Raw genomic sequence first — 14,468 nt, 5'->3', positions numbered from 1 at the left:
AGGTCACTCATGATCGCACCGTAGCTGCCGTCACTGACACTGCTGCGGGAGTGTCCATCCAAGGACGATCTGCATCCGACGCTGACAACCACTTACAACCACACATGACTACAGATAACGAGCGCCGCGTCGGCGGGGTGCCACCGGTTGTTGCAGGACGGGCTCGCGTCCGTGATCACGGGATACGACGACATTCGCGCCCTGCTTGACGGGGTGCGCGAGGGGGCACAACGGGCGGTGCGGCGCACGGTGGGACTCGAGAACGACCCGCTGGACCCATCCGCTGCTTCACGATCGTCGGCTCCGTCCTCGGGACGCGGGCGGAGCCTCTGACAGGCGGTGATCGCCTGGGCGGTAGTGGTGCACCTGCTGTGAAGGCGGCCGGTTGGTCGCTGTCCGATCTGCAAGTCAGGAGGCACGTCGTGTCAGGATCGCTTACCCACCCAACCCGATCAACTGGAACCTCCTGACCGGAGAAGCCGCCGAGGAGGAATGGCTCGCGCTGAACAAATGGGTGCACTGGCTGCGCCACACCTACGGGATCCCCGCCGCCGTAGTCCCACCGTTCTGGCACCGGCACCCTGAACTCGTCTGGGAGCTGTCCGCACTGCACCTGCACTGGCTGTGCGCCTACGACCCGGACGCAAAAGGCAGCGCGCCGCTCGTCTGGCACCGCGACTTCGCCGAAGCCCGCCAACGCCTCCGCGACTGGGTCGCAGCATCCGGCACGAGACTGGACCGTGACCGGCCGACACGTCAAACCGCATGGCCCGGTGAAGCACCGACCGATCCAGTAGAAGACATCGCCATCACCAACCGTGAAGAAGACTTCGTGGAGTACATGCACGCCGACGTACAAGCCCGACTCCGCATCGAGGACGAGTTCATCATTTCTGACGTCAACCTGGAAACTGGAAAAGTGACATGAACCGGCAGGAGAGGCGTAGCCGACGTAAGGACCGCCACTTCCGTGTTGAGGCAGATCCGCGCAGTCAGCCCGATTTGCACAAACTCGCGCAAGTCTTTCTCGGCATGGCGATCGCCAGAGCGAAGCGCTCCGACGCCCCCGTGCCCGATACTGGCGATCCTGGGCATTCTGAACCCGACAACGTAGAATAGAACTCGACGCCACGGCCTCCCAGGTCGGGTGCGCAGTCCTTTTGCCCTCGTGGCTTACCCCCGGCTTGTGCCGGAGGTCGTGTTTCCCATTTACGAGTCGCACCACGTGACGCTCCTTCGTCGCGTTGGCTCCCACCCATTGGTGAGAGGAAACACGACTCATGACACTGGCGCCCCCAGCACCACCCACCGGCCTCGACCGCCTCGGCGAGACGGCGACCCTTGCCGTCTCCTACCTGCGCGTCTCTACAAAGGAACAAGCCGAGCGCGGAGGCCGCGACGAAGGATTCTCGATCCCCGCCCAGCGGGAGGCGAACCTCCGCAAAGCCAGCGACCTGAACGCGATCGTCGTGGAGGAGTTCATCGACGCGGGCGAATCCGCCCGCAAGGCTGACCGTCCAGAGCTGATGCGGATGATCGAGTACGTCAAAACGCGCCAGGTCGCGTACTGCATCGTCCACAAAGTCGACCGGCTCGCCCGCAACCGCGCGGACGATGTAGCAATCCACCTCGCCCTCAAAGAGGCTCATCGCAATCGAGGGTGTAGGAGTGGTCTGAAGCCGCCGGCTTCGAGCAGTGACCGTGTGATGTAGTGAGCCAGGTTGCGGAAGCCCAGGGCCGAGCCGCGGAGGTGTTCGAGGCGCCCGTTGATCGCTTCGGTGGGTCCGTTCGAGGTGCCGGGGCGTTCGAAGAACGCGAGCACGTCGGCGGCGCGCTGCTTCAACGTCCGCCCGAGTCGGCGGATCTCGGTGAGAGCGGCGGGGACGCCGCTGCTGACGGCGTCGATCACTGCGCGCATCATCTCCTTGGCCTTGTTCTTGTCGGGTTCGCGGTAGGCCGCGACGATGCGCTGGTAGATGCCCCAGGTCGCTTCGACCTCGATGTGCTCCTCGACGGCGAATACCGCGTCGAGCCGCGCGGTCTGCTTCTCGGTGAGGAAGCTCGCGCCGGTGTGAAGGATGCGGCGGACACCGTAGAGCGGGTCGCCGGCGTGACCGCGGTGCCCGAGGGTGTCCTGCTGGACGCGCTGCCGGGTCCGGTCCAGGGCGTCGCCGGCGAGGCGGACGACGTGGAACGGGTCCATCACCGGGACCGCGTCGGGGAGCTCTTCGGCCGCGGCGGTCTTGAACCCGGAGAACCCGTCCATCGCGATCACCTCGATCGCCTTCGACTAGTCCTTGGGTCGGGCGGCGAGCCACTGCTTGAACACCTGCTTCGAGCGGCCCTCGACCATGTCCAGCAGCCGTGCCGGGCCCGTCTTGTTCCTCGCGGGGGTGAGGTCGATGATCACCGTCACGTACTTGTCGCCGAGGCGGGTGTGTCGCCAGACGTGCTCGTCGACGCCGATCGTGGTCACCCCGTCGAACCTCGTGGGATCGTCGATGAGCCGCCGCTTGCCCTCGGCGAGGATCGCGGTGTTCGCGGTGTGCCAGGACACCCCGAGGCCTGCTGCGGCTCGGGTGACGGTGAGGTGGTCGACCACGATCGCGGTGAGTGCCCACGCGATCCCGCCGCGGGAGATCTTCGCCCTCGGCGCCGCCGCCTTCGACGTGTCCTGCCGCCAGGTCCGGCGGCAGTGCGTGCACCGGTAGCGGCGCACGCGGACCAGCAGCGTCGTCGGCCGATGCCCGAACGGCTCGTGCGCGAGCGGCCGGGTCACCGTGTCACGCGGCACGCCCTCCGCGCCGCACTTCCGACACCACGGATCGTCGTCGACGACGCGGCACTCAAGTACTGCCCGGTCGGGCTCGAGCAGCTGCCCGACGGCTTGAAGGCCGAGCTCGTCGAGGCGGCAGAACGTGGTGAGGTCAGGGGTCGCGAACGTAGGGTGGTGCAAGTCGAGGTCTTCCGGCGGTCGGTGAGTGTGAGAACTTCCATCCTGGAAGACCTCGACGTCTATCCGCGAACCAGCCGGCGGTCCCGGGCTACACCCTCAACTGCGAAGAGCCCCATTGAGGGCATCGAACGGCAAGTAGAAGACTACTACCGGCGCGTGCAGATACCCGAGCACATCGTCACCGCACTGCGCCACATGCTCGTCCGCCAGTTCGATGACCTCCATGCCGCGAACAAAGCAGAAAGTCACACGCTCGCGGCTGAGCGCGACAAGCTTCGTGACGAACGCCGGAGCCTACTGCACGCGCACCATGCGGGGGCAGTCCCGCTTGATCTACTCAAAGAAGAACAGGACCGCATCGCCAGGCGGCTGACCTTCCTCGACGCGCAGATCGACGCCGGACAGATCGAGTATGACCAAGCCAAAGCGCACTTGGAAGACTGCCTTACGTTGGCTGGTGACATGCATGCGATCTACATGAGCATTGACGACTCGCTACGACGCATCTGCAACCAGGCGTTCTTCGAACGCATCCAAGTCTACGAAGTCGAGAACGTCGACACTGTGAAAGGCGAACCCGGTGAGCCGTTCGATTCGCTTCTCGATCCGAACCTCCACGCCGCAGCGCTGACCTACGAGGCCAGGCTGCGTGCGGGAGAAGATATCAAACCTGCGGACGTCGCAAGTTTGAACATCCAATATTGGGTGGGCCCAGAGGGGCTCGAACCCTCGACCTACGGATTAAAAGTCCGCTGCTCTACCGACTGAGCTATAGGCCCGCCTCAACTCTACGCGGTGGCCGGCGGCCCTCCGCGGGGTCGGGCGGGACGGGGCCCGTCGTCAGCCGCGCGCGGCGGCGAGCTCGCCGCCGGCGTGCACGATCTCGGCGAGCGCCGCCTCGCTCGGCTCGGGCGCGACGCCCGCGACGAGGTCGGTGAGGATGCGCACGCGCTGGCCGTGCGAGATCGCGTCGAGGGCCGAGGCGCGCACACAGTGGTCGGTGGCGATACCGACGACGTCGACCTCGACGATGCCGTGCTCCGTGAGCAGATCGCCGACCGTGGCGCCCTCGTCGGTGACCCCCTCGAACATCGAGTACGCGGGCTTGCCCTGGCCCTTCTTGACGTGGTGAGTGACGGCCGCCGTCTCGAGCAGCGGGTCGTACTCCGCGCCGGGCGTGCCGGCGACGCAGTGCACGGGCCACGTGTCGACGAAGTCGGGCTGCTCGGCGATGTGCCCGCCGTTGTCGCTGTCGGCGTCGTGCCAGTCGCGCGAGGCGATGATCAGCGCGTACTCCCCCGCCCGCTCGGCGAGCAGCCGCGTGATGCCCTCGGCCACGGCGTCGCCGCCGTCCACGCCGAGCGCACCGCCCTCGGTGAAGTCGTTCTGCACGTCCACGACCAGCAGCGCCCTGCTCATCCCGATCCGCCTCCTCGATCCGCTTCCCGCCAGCGTACGCCGGGGCGGCGGCGCCCGCACCGCATGGGAGACTGAGCGTCGTGATCGCCGCCGCCCTCGCCCTCGTCGGGGCCATGATCTGGGGCGGCGCGGACTTCCTCGGCGGCCTCGCGGCCAAGCGCACGGCCGCCGTGCGCGTGACGTTCCTCACGGGCGTCGCGGCGCTCGTCGTGCTGCTGCCCACGCAGCTGCTCATCGGCGGCGCGTGGTCGGCACGCGACACCGCCCTCGGTGCGGCCGTCGGGGCGCTCTACGCCGTCGGCCTCGTGTGCCTGTACGCCGCGTTCGCCGCGGGGCCCATGATCATCCTCTCGCCCCTGGCGGCCGTGCTCTCGGCCGTCGTGCCGTCGGCGTGGGCGGTGCTCGTGGAGGGCGAGTCGCCCGGGCCGCTCGCCTGGGTCGGCGCCGCGTGCGCCCTGGCGGCCGTCGTGCTCATCGCGCGCGCCCGCGGGGAGCACGCCGCGCGTCCCCGGCCGGTGCCGCTCGCGCTCACGATCGTCGCCGGCGTCGCGTTCGGCGCCTTCGTCATCGCGCTCGACCAGACCTCCGCCGCCTCGGGGCTCACGCCACTCGTCGCCAGCCGCGTCGTGCTGGCCGCGCTGTGCGCCGCGGGGATCGGCGTGCTCGCGCTGCGCCGCCGCGGCGGCGGGGCCGCGCCCGGTGGCAGCGGGGTCAGGATCGCGCTGGCGGCCGGCGTGTGCGACGCGGCGGCGAACGTGCTCATCCTCGTCGCGCTGCGCACGGGCGACCTCGCCGTCGTCGGGGTGCTGCAGGCCCTCTACCCCGCCGGCACGGTGCTGCTGGCCGCCCTCGTGCTGCGCGAGCGCCTCTCGCCCGCGCAGGGCGTCGGCCTCGCGCTCGCGCTCGGCGCGGCGGCCCTCTTCGCACTCGCCTGACGGGCCGCCGCTCCCTGACCGGCCGCCGCGGCTGATCGTCCCCCCACCGGCGCCCACGACGGGTCGGCGTAGGATGGACGCGTGTTCGAGACAGGATCCCCCCGGGGAGTGAGGAGGCCGTCGACGCGCTCTGCGTCGGCGACCGCGAGAGCCTGACGGCCCGTTCCTTCACGGTGCGGCGCCGGCGCCTGCCGTGCCCGCCCGCCTCATCCGCGCGATCCCTCGGGTTCCGCGCGTCCTCATCCTTCTCACACACGAAGAGAGCTGTCTCATGCTTCCCCTCGACGCCGCCCGCATCCGGGCGTCGTTCGCGAACGTCACCGTCCGCGAGCGCAAGAGCATCACCCTGCCCGACCTCGACCGCACCGACTGGGACCGGATCGACTTCCTCGGCTGGCGCGACCCCAAGCTGCCCCTCGTCGGCTACGTCGTCGCGATCGTCGACGACGAGCCGGTCGGCCTGCTGCTGAAGCAGGCCGAGGCCACGCCGCGCCAGCGCACCCAGTGCTCGTGGTGCGCCGACGTGCACCTGCCCAACGACGTCGTGCTCTTCAGCACGCGCCGCGCCGGTGCCGCCGGCCGCCGCGGCGACGCGATCGGCACCCTCGTGTGCGCCGCGTTCGAGTGCAACGCGAACGCGCGCAAGCGCCCGCCCCTGGCCTACGTCGACTTCGACGTCGAGGCCGCACGGCAGGCGAGGATGGAGGCGCTGCGCGCCAACGTCGCGCGCTTCGTGCGCGAGGCCGCCGCGGGCGCGTGACCGGCGCCGGGGCGCTCCGCGGCTCAGGCCCGGAGCGCCTCGGCGATCGGCACGTCGCCGTTCCCGAACCCGATGGTGCGGCGGATCGTCGCGGGCTCGGCGAGCGCCGCGGCGATCACCGCCGCCACATCGGCGCGGCTGACCCTGCCGCTGCCGGGCTCGCGCACCTCGATGCGCCCGGTGGGCTCGTCGAGCGTGAGCGGCCCGGGGCCGAGGATCGTCCAGTCCAGGTCGGTGCCGCGCAGGTGCTCGTCGGCGGCGGCCTTCGCCTCGGCGTAGGCGAAGAACGAGCTGTCGGGCGGGGTGCCGTGATCGGGCCCCGCGCCCAGGTACGACACCATCACGTAGCGACGCACGCCCGCCTGCGCCGCCGCCTCCATCGAGCGGATCGCGGCGTCGCGGTCGACCGCGTAGGTGCGCTCGGGGTCTCCCCCGCCGGCTCCGGCCGACCACACGACGGCGTCGTGCCCGGTGAGCACCTCGGCGATGGCGTCGACGTCCATGGTCTCGATGTCGGCGACGAGCGGCGCGGCGCCGGCGGCGGCGACCTCGGCGGCGTGATCGGGATTGCGGATGACGCCCGTCACCGCGTCCCCGCGCGCGCTCAGCAGCGGGGCCAGGCGCAGCGCGACCTTCCCGTGCCCTCCGATGACGACGATGCGTGCCATGTGTGCCTCCTGCTCGACGGGATCCGTCCCTCCACGCTACGTCGGATCCGCGCCCCCGGCGCCGGAGCGGCTCGCCGGGGCGCCGCCGGGCGGGTCAGGCGCGGCGCAGCTGGGCGGCGGCGGGGCAGTCGAAGGGATCGCGCGCCGCGAGACCCACGCGGTTGAGGTACTCCACGACGATCGCGTACGAGCGCAGCAGGCTCGTCTCGGTGTAGGGCACGCCGTGCGTGGCGCAGTAGTCGCGCACGATCTCGCTGGCCCGGGCCAGGTACGGGCGCGCCATGTTGGGGAACAGGTGATGCTCCACCTGGTAGTTCAGGCCGCCCATGAGCGCCGTGGCCCACCAGCCGCCGCGGATGTTCCGCGAGGTGCGCACCTGCTTGGAGAGGAAGTCGAGCTTCGCGTCGGGCGCGATCACCGGCATGCCCTTGTGGTTGGGCGCGAACGAGGCGCCCATGTAGACGCCGAACACGGCCAGCTGCACGCCGAGGAAGGCGAATGCCATGCCCAGCGGCAGCATGAGGAACAGCGGCACGAGCACGACGGCGAAGCGCAGCGTGATCAGGCCGAGCTCGATCCAGCGGCCCTTGACGGGGCCGCGCGAGAGCAGGTGCCGCAGGCCGAGCCAGTGCAGGTTGAGCCCCTCGAGCGTGAGCAGGGGGAAGAAGAGCCAGCCCTGACGGCGGGTGATCGCGCGGCGCAGGCCGCGCGCCTGCGCGGCGTCCTCGTCGAGGAACGACACGGTGTCGACGTCGATGTCGGGGTCCTTGCCGACGCGGTTCGGGTTGGCGTGGTGGCGGGAGTGCTTGTTGTCCCACCACGAGAGGCTGATGCCGACGACGCCGGCGGCGAGCACGCGGGCGAGCCGGTCGTTCGCCTTGCCGCTCGTGAACACCTGCCGGTGCGCAGCCTCGTGCGCGATGAACGCGACCTGGGTGAAGAGGATGCCGAGCGCGGCGGCGATGAGCAGCTGGAACCAGCTGTCGCCCAGCAGCACGAATCCGGTGATGGCGCCGCCGAAGCCGACGGCGAGGGCGGAGCCGACGAGCGCGTAGAACCAGCGCGCGCGGCGCAGCAGGCCGGTCTCGCGCACGACCTGCGACACCTTGGAATAGGAGTGCGTGATCGGCGGGAAGCTCTCGGGCCCGGCATAGGTCTGGCGGACGGGGCCGAGCCGGGCCTGCGAGGAGGTCGAGATGAACGGAGCGGTGGTGGCCATGATCGGCTTCCCATCGTTCGGGCGGCCGCACGGCGACCTGTTGAGCCAAAGGCGGTCGCCGATCGCTGCGTGCCACGCTACGCGACGAGGCATACGGGGCGGGGCATACTCACGGCAAATGGAAAGACCCCCGGAGTGGAGTCCGGGGGTCCTGCCGAGCCGCCTGTCGGAATCGAACCGACGACCTATTCATTACGAGTGAATCGCTCTGCCGACTGAGCTAAGGCGGCGTGTGCGCGCTGCGCGGCACGAGGAACAAGCATACCGGATCGGCGACGCGGCGACGAATCGGCCCCGCCGTCACGAGTCGCCGGCCCGGCCGCGCGCGGAACTCACTCGCAGGTGAGCCCGTCCTCGGGCACCGCGCCCTCGAGCAGGAACTCCTCCACGGCGTCGTTGACGCACGCGCTCGTGCCGTTGTAGGCCGTGTGCCCCTCCCCCTCGTACGTGACGAGCACGCCGCTGGAGAGCTGATCCGCCAGCGACTGCGCCCACTCGTACGGCGTGGCGGGGTCGCCCGTCGTGCCGACGACGAGGATCGGATCGGCGCCCTCCGCCGTCAGCGCGGTCCGGGTGCCGGTGGGCGGGTACGGCCACTGCGCGCACAGGTCGGGGCCCGTCCAGTACGGGGCGATCGTGGGCGCCAGCTCCTCCAGACGCGCCTGCCCCGCCTCCTGCTGCTCGGGCGTCGTGGCGGGGTAGTCCATGCAGTTGTAGGCGTTGAAGGCGTCGGTGCTGTTGTCGAGGTACCGCCCGTCCTCGCCGCGTCCGTTGTAGAAGTCGGCGAGGAAGAACGCGTCGGTCGGGTCGCCCTCGAGCACGCCGACGAGGGCGTCGTCCAGGTACGGCCAGTTCGCCTCGGCGTACAGCGCCGCCACGATCGCCGTCACGAGGGTGTCGGCGCCGAGCAGGCGCCCGTCCTGCGCAGGCAGGGGGCGCGCGTCGACCTCGGCGAGCAGCGCCGCCAGATCGGCGAGGGCGTTGTCGACCGAGCCCGCGAACGGGCACTGCCTACTGTCGAGGCACCACTCCAGGTAGGTGCGCAGCGCGGCCTCGAAGCCGACCGCCTGCACCGTGCCGACCTCATCGCCCGAGACCGACGGATCGATGGCGCCGTCGAGCACGAGGCGCCCGGCGCGCTCGGGGAACAGCTCGGCGTACGTGGCGCCCAGGAAGGTGCCGTACGAGAATCCGAGGTACGTCAGCTGCTCCTGCCCCAGCACCGCCCGCAGCAGGTCGAGATCGCGCGCCGCCTGCTCCGTCGTCACGAACGGCAGCAGCTCGCCCGAGTTCGCCGCGCAGGCCTCGGCGTAGTCCGCCGAGCGCACCGTCAGCTCGGCCTCCCACTCCGCCGTGCCGCGGGGCGCCTCGGGGATGCCGTAGAGGAACTCGTCCATCTGCGCGTCGTCGTAGCAGCGCACGGCGGTCGACTCGCCCACGCCGCGCGGGTCGAAGCCGACGATGTCGTAGGCCTCCACGAGCGCCTCGCCGAAGGACGACTCGAGGCCGGTGCGCACGAGGTCGACGCCGCTCGCGCCCGGTCCGCCCGGGTTCGCCAGCAGCGCCCCCTCCGGCGCGCCGCCCTGGGTGGCGAGGTGGCGGACGAGCGCGAGCTCGATCTCTCCGCGATCCGGATCGTGCCAGTCCAGCGGCGCGCTCACCGTGGCGCACTCGAGGCGCTCGCCGCACGACTCCCACTGCGGGGGCTGGTCGTAGAACGGCAGCAGCTCGTCGGGCACGCCGTCCGTCACCGGCGCGGGATCCTCCGGGCGCGGCTCGAGCGCCGTGCACCCCGCGAGCGCGAGGGCGGCGAGGGCGAGGCCGGCGAGGGCGGCCCGCGCGCGACCCGTGCCGCGGTGCCGACGGGTCATGCCCGCGCCCCGCTCACGACGGTGACGAGCAGGCTCTCGAGGGCGAGGGCCGGCTGCGCGTTCTGCTCGATCGCCGCGCGCGTCTCGGCCAGGTGGTCGAGCACGAGAAGGGTGCGCTCGGGCTGCCACGCCTCGGCGAGCGCGCGGAGCTCGTCGAGCAGCTCGACGTTGATGATCCCGTCGTGGCGACCGAACTGCAGCATGATCACGTCGCGGAAGAGGGATTGCAGGTCGGTGAGCACGCGGTCGAGCCCGTCGCGCAGGCTGCGCGTGGCGCGCCGCTTCTGCTCGTCCTCGAGCGCGGACAGCTGCGACCGCACGGCCGGCGGCACGCGCGATCCCTCCGGCACGCCCACCGTGCGCAGCAGCGAGGCCCGCTCGGCCTCGTCGCGCTCGGCCGTCAGCGCCTTGGCGTCGTCGGTCGCCGCCTGCACGATCTCGCCGGCGACCTCGACGACGTCGCCGATGCTGCGCACCCGCAGCACCGCGCGCAGCGTCTCCTCGCGGCGACGGCGGGAGGCCTCGTCGGTGGCCAGTCGCTGCGCCATGCCGATGTGCCGCTGCGCGTGCCGCGCCGCCTGCTCGGCGGCCGCCTCGTCCACGCCCGTGCGCGCGACGAGCAGCCGGGCGACGTCGTCGACATCGGGCTCGCGCAGCCGCAGCGTGCGCACGCGCGAGCGGATCGTGGGCACCAGGTCGGCGTCGCTCGGGGCGCACAGGATCCAGATGGTGCGCTCGGGCGGTTCCTCGAGCGCCTTCAGCAGCACGTTCGAGGTGCGCTCCGTCATGCGGTCCGCGTCCTCCATGACGATGACGCGGTAGCGCCCGAGCGAGGGCGCGAAGTAGGAGCGCTCCACGAGTGCGCGCGCCTGCGCGATCGTGATGATGACGCCCTCGGTGCGCAGCGCGAGGAGGTCGGGGTGCGTGCCCGCGATCACCTGCCGCATGGTCGCCGTGTCGTCGGGCCCCTCGGCGATGAGCGCGGCCGCGAACGCGTGCGCGAGCGTGGAGCGGCCGGATCCGGGCGGGCCGGTGAGCAGCCACGCATGGGCGAGGCTCGACGGATCGTGCGCCGCGGCGGAGAGGGTCGCGACCGCGTCGTCCTGGCCCCACACATCCCCCCAGGGCAGCGCGGGGGCGGCGACGGCGGTCATGCTCTCAGCCTAACGGCGGGGTGCGACGGTGCCGGACGGATGGGGTGCCGTGCGGATCGGACCTGCCCGGTGGATCAGAGGGCGCGCGCCACGCGCTCGCGGATGCGCGCGGCCAGGTCCTCCGCCGGCAGGGAGGCGTCGAGCACGAGGAAGCGCTCCGGCTCGGCCGCGGCGAGCGCGAGGTACGCCTCCCGCACCCTCGCGTGGAACTCGTCCTTCTCGGCCTCGAGCCGGTCGAACGGCTTGTCGTCGGCGTCGAGCCGGGCACGCGCGGCGGCCGGATCGAGGTCGAGCAGCACGGTGAGGTCGGGAAGGGCCCCCTCCGTCGCCCACAGCGACAGGTCGCGCACCTCGTCGGCGCCGAGCACGCGCCCCGCGCCCTGGTAGGCCACCGAGGAGTCGAGGTAGCGATCCTGGATGACGTCATCGCCGCGCTCGAGCGCCGGCCGCACGAGCGCGGCGACGTGGTGTGCGCGATCCGCCGCGAACAGCAGCGCCTCGGCCCGCGCGCCGACCTCACCCCTGTGGTGCAGCACGATCTCGCGGATCAGCCGCCCCACCTCGGTGCCCCCGGGCTCGCGGGTGCGCACGACGGTGCGCCCGCGATGCTCGAGCCACTCCTGCAGCAGCGCCGCCTGGGTGGTCTTGCCCGAGCCGTCGCCGCCCTCGAGCGTGATCCACAGGCCCCGCTTCCGCGAGCCGGACGCCTCGGTCGCGCTCACTTCTTCTTGGGGGCGCTCTTGCGCGTCGTGGTCGTCTTGCGGGTGGTGGTCGACTTGCCGGCGGCGCTGGACCTGCCGGTCGTGCGCTTCTTCGCCGGTCCCTTCGCGCGCTTCTCGGCGATCAGCTCGACCGCCCGCTCGAACGTGATGTCGTCCACCGACTCGCCCCGCGGGATCGTGGCGTTCGTCTCGCCGTCGGTCACGTACGGGCCGAACCGGCCGTCGCGCACCCGCAGCGGCTTGCCGCTGACGGGGTCGGCGTCGAACTCCTTGAGCGCGCTGGCCGCGCGGCGGGCGCCGTACTTCGGCTTCTCGTAGATCTCGAGGGCCTGCTCGAGCGTGATGTCGAAGATCTGGTCCTCGGTCTCGAGCGAACGCGAGTCGGAGCCCTTCTTCAGGTACGGGCCGTAGCGGCCGTTCTGCGCCGTGATGGGCTCGCCCGACTCGGGGTCGGTGCCCACCACGCGCGGCAGGTCGAGCAGCTTGAGCGCCGTGTCGAGGTCGATCGTCTCGGGCGACATGCTCTTGAACAGCGACGCGCGGCGCGGCTTCGGCTCGTCCTTCTTGGCCGTGCGCTTCTTGGGCTTCTCGTCCGCGACCTCGCCCGTCTCGGCGTCGGCGGCGTCCGGATCGACCGGGTCCTCCTCCTCCAGGTAGGGACCGAAGCGGCCGTCCTTCACGACGATGAGCTTGCCGCCTACCGGGTTCTCGCCGAGCACGCGGTTGCCGGCGACGGGGGCGTCGATCAGCTCCTGCACCTTGGCGGGCGTCAGCTCATCCGGCGCGAGCTCCTCGGGCACGTTGATGATGCGGGGCTTGGCCTCGGGGTTCTCGGGATCGACGACCTCGAGGTACGGCCCGTAGCGGCCGAAGCGCAGCGTGGCGGTGTCGGTGAGCTTGGTGGCGTTGATCTCGCGTGCGTCGATCTCGCCGAGGTCGTCGACGATGTTGCGCAGGCCGGGGTGGCCGTCGCCGCCGAAGTAGAACGCCTTGAGCCAGTCGGCGCGGCGCTGCTCGCCGCGGGCGATAGCGTCGAGGTCGTCCTCGAGCTCGGCCGTGAAGTCGTAGTCGACGAGCTCGGCGAAGTGCTGTTCGAGCAGGCGCGTGACGCTGAAGGCGAGCCACGTGGGCACGAGCGCCTGACCGCGCTTGACCACGTAGCCGCGGTCGAGGATCACGCCGATGATGCTCGCGAAGGTGGAGGGGCGGCCGATGCCGCGCTCCTCGAGTGCCTTGACGAGGCTGGCCTCGGTGTAGCGCGGCTTGGGGCTCGTCTGGTGCCCCTTGGGCGTGGCCTCGCGCAGGTCGAGCGCATCGCCCTCCGCCACCTGCGGCAGCGACTGGTCCTCGACCTGGTCGGCGTCGCCGCGCTTCTCGTCGCGACCCTCCTCGTACGCCTCCAGGAAGCCCTTGAAGGTGTAGACGGTGCCGGCCGCCGTCAGCTCGACGCGCTTGCCGTCGGCCTGGGCCTCGAGCGTGACGGTCGTCGTCTCGAACTTCGCGTCGGACATCTGGCTGGCGATCGTGCGCTTCCAGATGAGGTCGTACATCCGCTGCTCGTCGCGGCCGAGCTGCCCGGACACCTCGCTCGGGGTGCGGAATCGGTCGCCCGACGGGCGGATGGCCTCGTGTGCCTCCTGGGCGTTGCGGCTCTTCGACGCGTACACGCGCGGCTTGAGCGGCACGGCCTTGTCGCCGTACAGGCTCACGGCCTGCTCGCGCGCCGCCTGCACGGCCTGCGCGCTGAGGTTGGTCGAGTCGGTGCGCATATAGGTGATGTATCCGCGCTCGTACAGGCTCTGCGCGACCGACATCGTGGTCTTCGCGGTCATGCCGAGCTTGCGGCCGGCCTCCTGCTGCAGCGTCGACGTCGTGAACGGCGCGTAGGGTCGGCGGGTGCCGGGCTTGGCCTCGACCTTGGTCACGGTGGCCGAGCCGGCGCGGTCGAGTGCGGCGGCCAGCTCGGTGGCCTCCTTCTCGCCGAGCACGACGACGGCGCGCTTGAGGGCACCGAGGTCGTCGAAGTCGCGGCCGACGGCGATGGGCGAGCCGTCGATGCGCACGACCTTCACGGCGAAGCCCTCGGCTGCGCGCGCGGCGATGGCCTGGATGCTCCAGTAGTCGGCAGCGACGAACGCCATGCGCTCGCGCTCGCGGTCCACGACCATGCGCATGGCGGCGGACTGCACGCGCCCGGCGCTGAGAGTCTGGCCGTCGCGGCCGCTGCCGACCTTGCGCCACAGCACCGGCGAGACGTCCCAGCCGTACAGGCGGTCGAGCACGCGGCGGGTCTCCTGCGCGTCGACGAGCGCGGTGTCGAGCTCGCGGGTGTTCTCGACGGCCTTCTGGATGGCGTCCTTCGTGATCTCGTGGAAGACCATGCGCTTGACGGGCACCTTGGGCTTGAGCGTCTCGAGCAGGTGCCACGCGATGGCCTCGCCCTCGCGGTCCTCATCGGTGGCGAGCAGGACCTCGGACGCGCCCTTCACGGCGCGCTTGAGCTCGGCGACGGTCTTCGTCTTCCGGTCGCTGACGACGTAGTAGGGCTCGAAGCCGTTCTCGATGTCGATCGAGTACTTGCCGTAGGCGGCGCGATCCTTCTCGGGGATGTCGCGCTTGTCCGCGAGATCGCGGATGTGACCGACGGAGCTGAGCACCTCGTAGTCGTCGCCGAGGTAGCTCTGGATCGACTTCATCTTCGTCGGCGACTCGACGATGACGAGCTTCTTACCTGATGCCAAGGGGCGTCCTTTCTTCGTTGCAC

13 protein-coding genes, 2 tRNA genes and 1 pseudogene are annotated in these 14,468 nt (G+C 71.0%); 4 read left to right on the top strand and 12 right to left on the bottom strand.

Features of this window, described 5'->3' with window-relative positions:
• Nucleotides 1-385 precede the first annotated feature (385 nt).
• Nucleotides 386-928 carry a hypothetical protein gene (locus ACYVJ0_RS05390; protein ID WP_460816483.1) on the top strand — a complete coding sequence of 181 codons (543 nt, stop codon included), beginning with the start codon at nt 386-388 and terminating at the stop codon, nt 926-928.
• Between the two features lie 352 nt (nt 929-1,280).
• A complete protein-coding gene (locus tag ACYVJ0_RS05385; protein ID WP_460816481.1) occupies nt 1,281-1,712 on the top strand; it encodes a recombinase family protein in 432 nt (143 codons plus the stop codon).
• Here the strand turns inward: ACYVJ0_RS05385 and ACYVJ0_RS05380 are convergent.
• The 5 genes and pseudogenes from ACYVJ0_RS05380 to ACYVJ0_RS05360 form a co-directional block, all read right to left on the bottom strand.
• Nucleotides 1,646-2,956 (bottom strand): annotated as a pseudogene (locus ACYVJ0_RS05380) (ISL3 family transposase). The gene ACYVJ0_RS05385 and the pseudogene ACYVJ0_RS05380 overlap by 67 nt on opposite strands.
• Nucleotides 2,957-3,052: 96 nt before the next feature.
• Nucleotides 3,053-3,181 (bottom strand): hypothetical protein, encoded by a 129-nt coding sequence (locus ACYVJ0_RS05375; protein ID WP_460816479.1) that lies wholly within the window; start codon nt 3,179-3,181, stop codon nt 3,053-3,055.
• Nucleotides 3,182-3,289: 108 nt separating this feature from the next.
• On the bottom strand, nt 3,290-3,424 hold the full coding sequence (locus ACYVJ0_RS05370; protein ID WP_460816477.1) for a hypothetical protein: 135 nt from the start codon (nt 3,422-3,424) through the stop codon (nt 3,290-3,292).
• 238 nt (nt 3,425-3,662) lie between these two features.
• A tRNA-Lys gene (locus ACYVJ0_RS05365) sits at nt 3,663-3,735 on the bottom strand.
• 61 nt (nt 3,736-3,796) lie between these two features.
• On the bottom strand, nt 3,797-4,375 hold the full coding sequence (locus tag ACYVJ0_RS05360; protein ID WP_460816475.1) for an isochorismatase family protein: 579 nt from the start codon (nt 4,373-4,375) through the stop codon (nt 3,797-3,799).
• An 80-nt stretch (nt 4,376-4,455) separates the two neighbouring features.
• Between ACYVJ0_RS05360 and ACYVJ0_RS05355 the strand changes: the two genes are divergently transcribed.
• Together ACYVJ0_RS05355 and ACYVJ0_RS05350 are read left to right on the top strand one after the other, a co-directional pair.
• The gene (locus tag ACYVJ0_RS05355) at nt 4,456-5,310 is read left to right on the top strand and encodes an EamA family transporter (RefSeq protein WP_460816473.1); all 855 of its coding nucleotides are present in this window, start codon (nt 4,456-4,458) and stop codon (nt 5,308-5,310) included.
• A gap of 271 nt (nt 5,311-5,581) precedes the next feature.
• Nucleotides 5,582-6,070: an FBP domain-containing protein gene (locus tag ACYVJ0_RS05350; RefSeq protein WP_460816472.1), complete on the top strand. Its 489-nt coding sequence runs from the start codon at nt 5,582-5,584 to the stop codon at nt 6,068-6,070.
• A 23-nt stretch (nt 6,071-6,093) separates the two neighbouring features.
• Here the strand turns inward: ACYVJ0_RS05350 and ACYVJ0_RS05345 are convergent, their stop codons facing one another.
• The 7 genes from ACYVJ0_RS05345 to topA all read right to left on the bottom strand — a co-directional run bounded on the left by ACYVJ0_RS05345 (nt 6,094) and on the right by topA (nt 14,445).
• Entirely contained in the window at nt 6,094-6,738 is a 645-nt protein-coding gene (locus tag ACYVJ0_RS05345; protein ID WP_460816471.1) for an NAD(P)H-binding protein, read from the bottom strand.
• A 94-nt stretch (nt 6,739-6,832) separates the two neighbouring features.
• Nucleotides 6,833-7,957, bottom strand: coding sequence for a fatty acid desaturase family protein (locus ACYVJ0_RS05340; protein WP_449854625.1), 1,125 nt, complete (start codon nt 7,955-7,957; stop codon nt 6,833-6,835).
• 157 nt (nt 7,958-8,114) lie between these two features.
• Nucleotides 8,115-8,187 (bottom strand) — tRNA-Thr (locus ACYVJ0_RS05335).
• A gap of 102 nt (nt 8,188-8,289) precedes the next feature.
• Nucleotides 8,290-9,828 (bottom strand): alpha/beta hydrolase, encoded by a 1,539-nt coding sequence (locus ACYVJ0_RS05330; RefSeq protein ID WP_460816469.1) that lies wholly within the window; start codon nt 9,826-9,828, stop codon nt 8,290-8,292.
• A complete protein-coding gene (locus ACYVJ0_RS05325; RefSeq protein ID WP_460816468.1) occupies nt 9,825-10,982 on the bottom strand; it encodes a DNA polymerase III subunit delta' in 1,158 nt (385 codons plus the stop codon). Before ACYVJ0_RS05325 ends, ACYVJ0_RS05330 begins: the two co-directional genes overlap by 4 nt.
• 74 nt (nt 10,983-11,056) lie before the next feature.
• The gene (gene tmk / locus ACYVJ0_RS05320) at nt 11,057-11,704 is read right to left on the bottom strand and encodes a dTMP kinase (RefSeq protein WP_460816466.1); all 648 of its coding nucleotides are present in this window, start codon (nt 11,702-11,704) and stop codon (nt 11,057-11,059) included.
• Nucleotides 11,701-14,445 carry a type I DNA topoisomerase gene (gene topA / locus ACYVJ0_RS05315; RefSeq protein ID WP_460816465.1) on the bottom strand — a complete coding sequence of 915 codons (2,745 nt, stop codon included), beginning with the start codon at nt 14,443-14,445 and terminating at the stop codon, nt 11,701-11,703. Before topA ends, tmk begins: the two co-directional genes overlap by 4 nt.
• Nucleotides 14,446-14,468: the final 23 nt, after the last annotated feature.

The organism is Microbacterium petrolearium (assembly GCF_054782875.1).
This window is presented reverse-complemented; position numbering and strand designations above follow the sequence as displayed.

What these genes read in the sequence shown, in the direction of transcription:
- ACYVJ0_RS05350 (WP_460816472.1), top strand. Translation starts at nt 5,582, where the DNA reads ATGCTTCCCCTCGACGCCGCCCGCATCCGGGCGTCGTTCGCGAACGTC.
- ACYVJ0_RS05330 (WP_460816469.1), bottom strand. Translation starts at nt 9,828, where the DNA reads ATGACCCGTCGGCACCGCGGCACGGGTCGCGCGCGGGCCGCCCTCGCC.
- ACYVJ0_RS05325 (WP_460816468.1), bottom strand. Translation starts at nt 10,982, where the DNA reads ATGACCGCCGTCGCCGCCCCCGCGCTGCCCTGGGGGGATGTGTGGGGC.
- ACYVJ0_RS05360 (WP_460816475.1), bottom strand. Translation starts at nt 4,375, where the DNA reads ATGAGCAGGGCGCTGCTGGTCGTGGACGTGCAGAACGACTTCACCGAG.
- ACYVJ0_RS05345 (WP_460816471.1), bottom strand. Translation starts at nt 6,738, where the DNA reads ATGGCACGCATCGTCGTCATCGGAGGGCACGGGAAGGTCGCGCTGCGC.
- ACYVJ0_RS05340 (WP_449854625.1), bottom strand. Translation starts at nt 7,957, where the DNA reads ATGGCCACCACCGCTCCGTTCATCTCGACCTCCTCGCAGGCCCGGCTC.
- ACYVJ0_RS05375 (WP_460816479.1), bottom strand. Translation starts at nt 3,181, where the DNA reads ATGGAGGTCATCGAACTGGCGGACGAGCATGTGGCGCAGTGCGGTGAC.
- ACYVJ0_RS05385 (WP_460816481.1), top strand. Translation starts at nt 1,281, where the DNA reads ATGACACTGGCGCCCCCAGCACCACCCACCGGCCTCGACCGCCTCGGC.
- ACYVJ0_RS05370 (WP_460816477.1), bottom strand. Translation starts at nt 3,424, where the DNA reads ATGCATGTCACCAGCCAACGTAAGGCAGTCTTCCAAGTGCGCTTTGGC.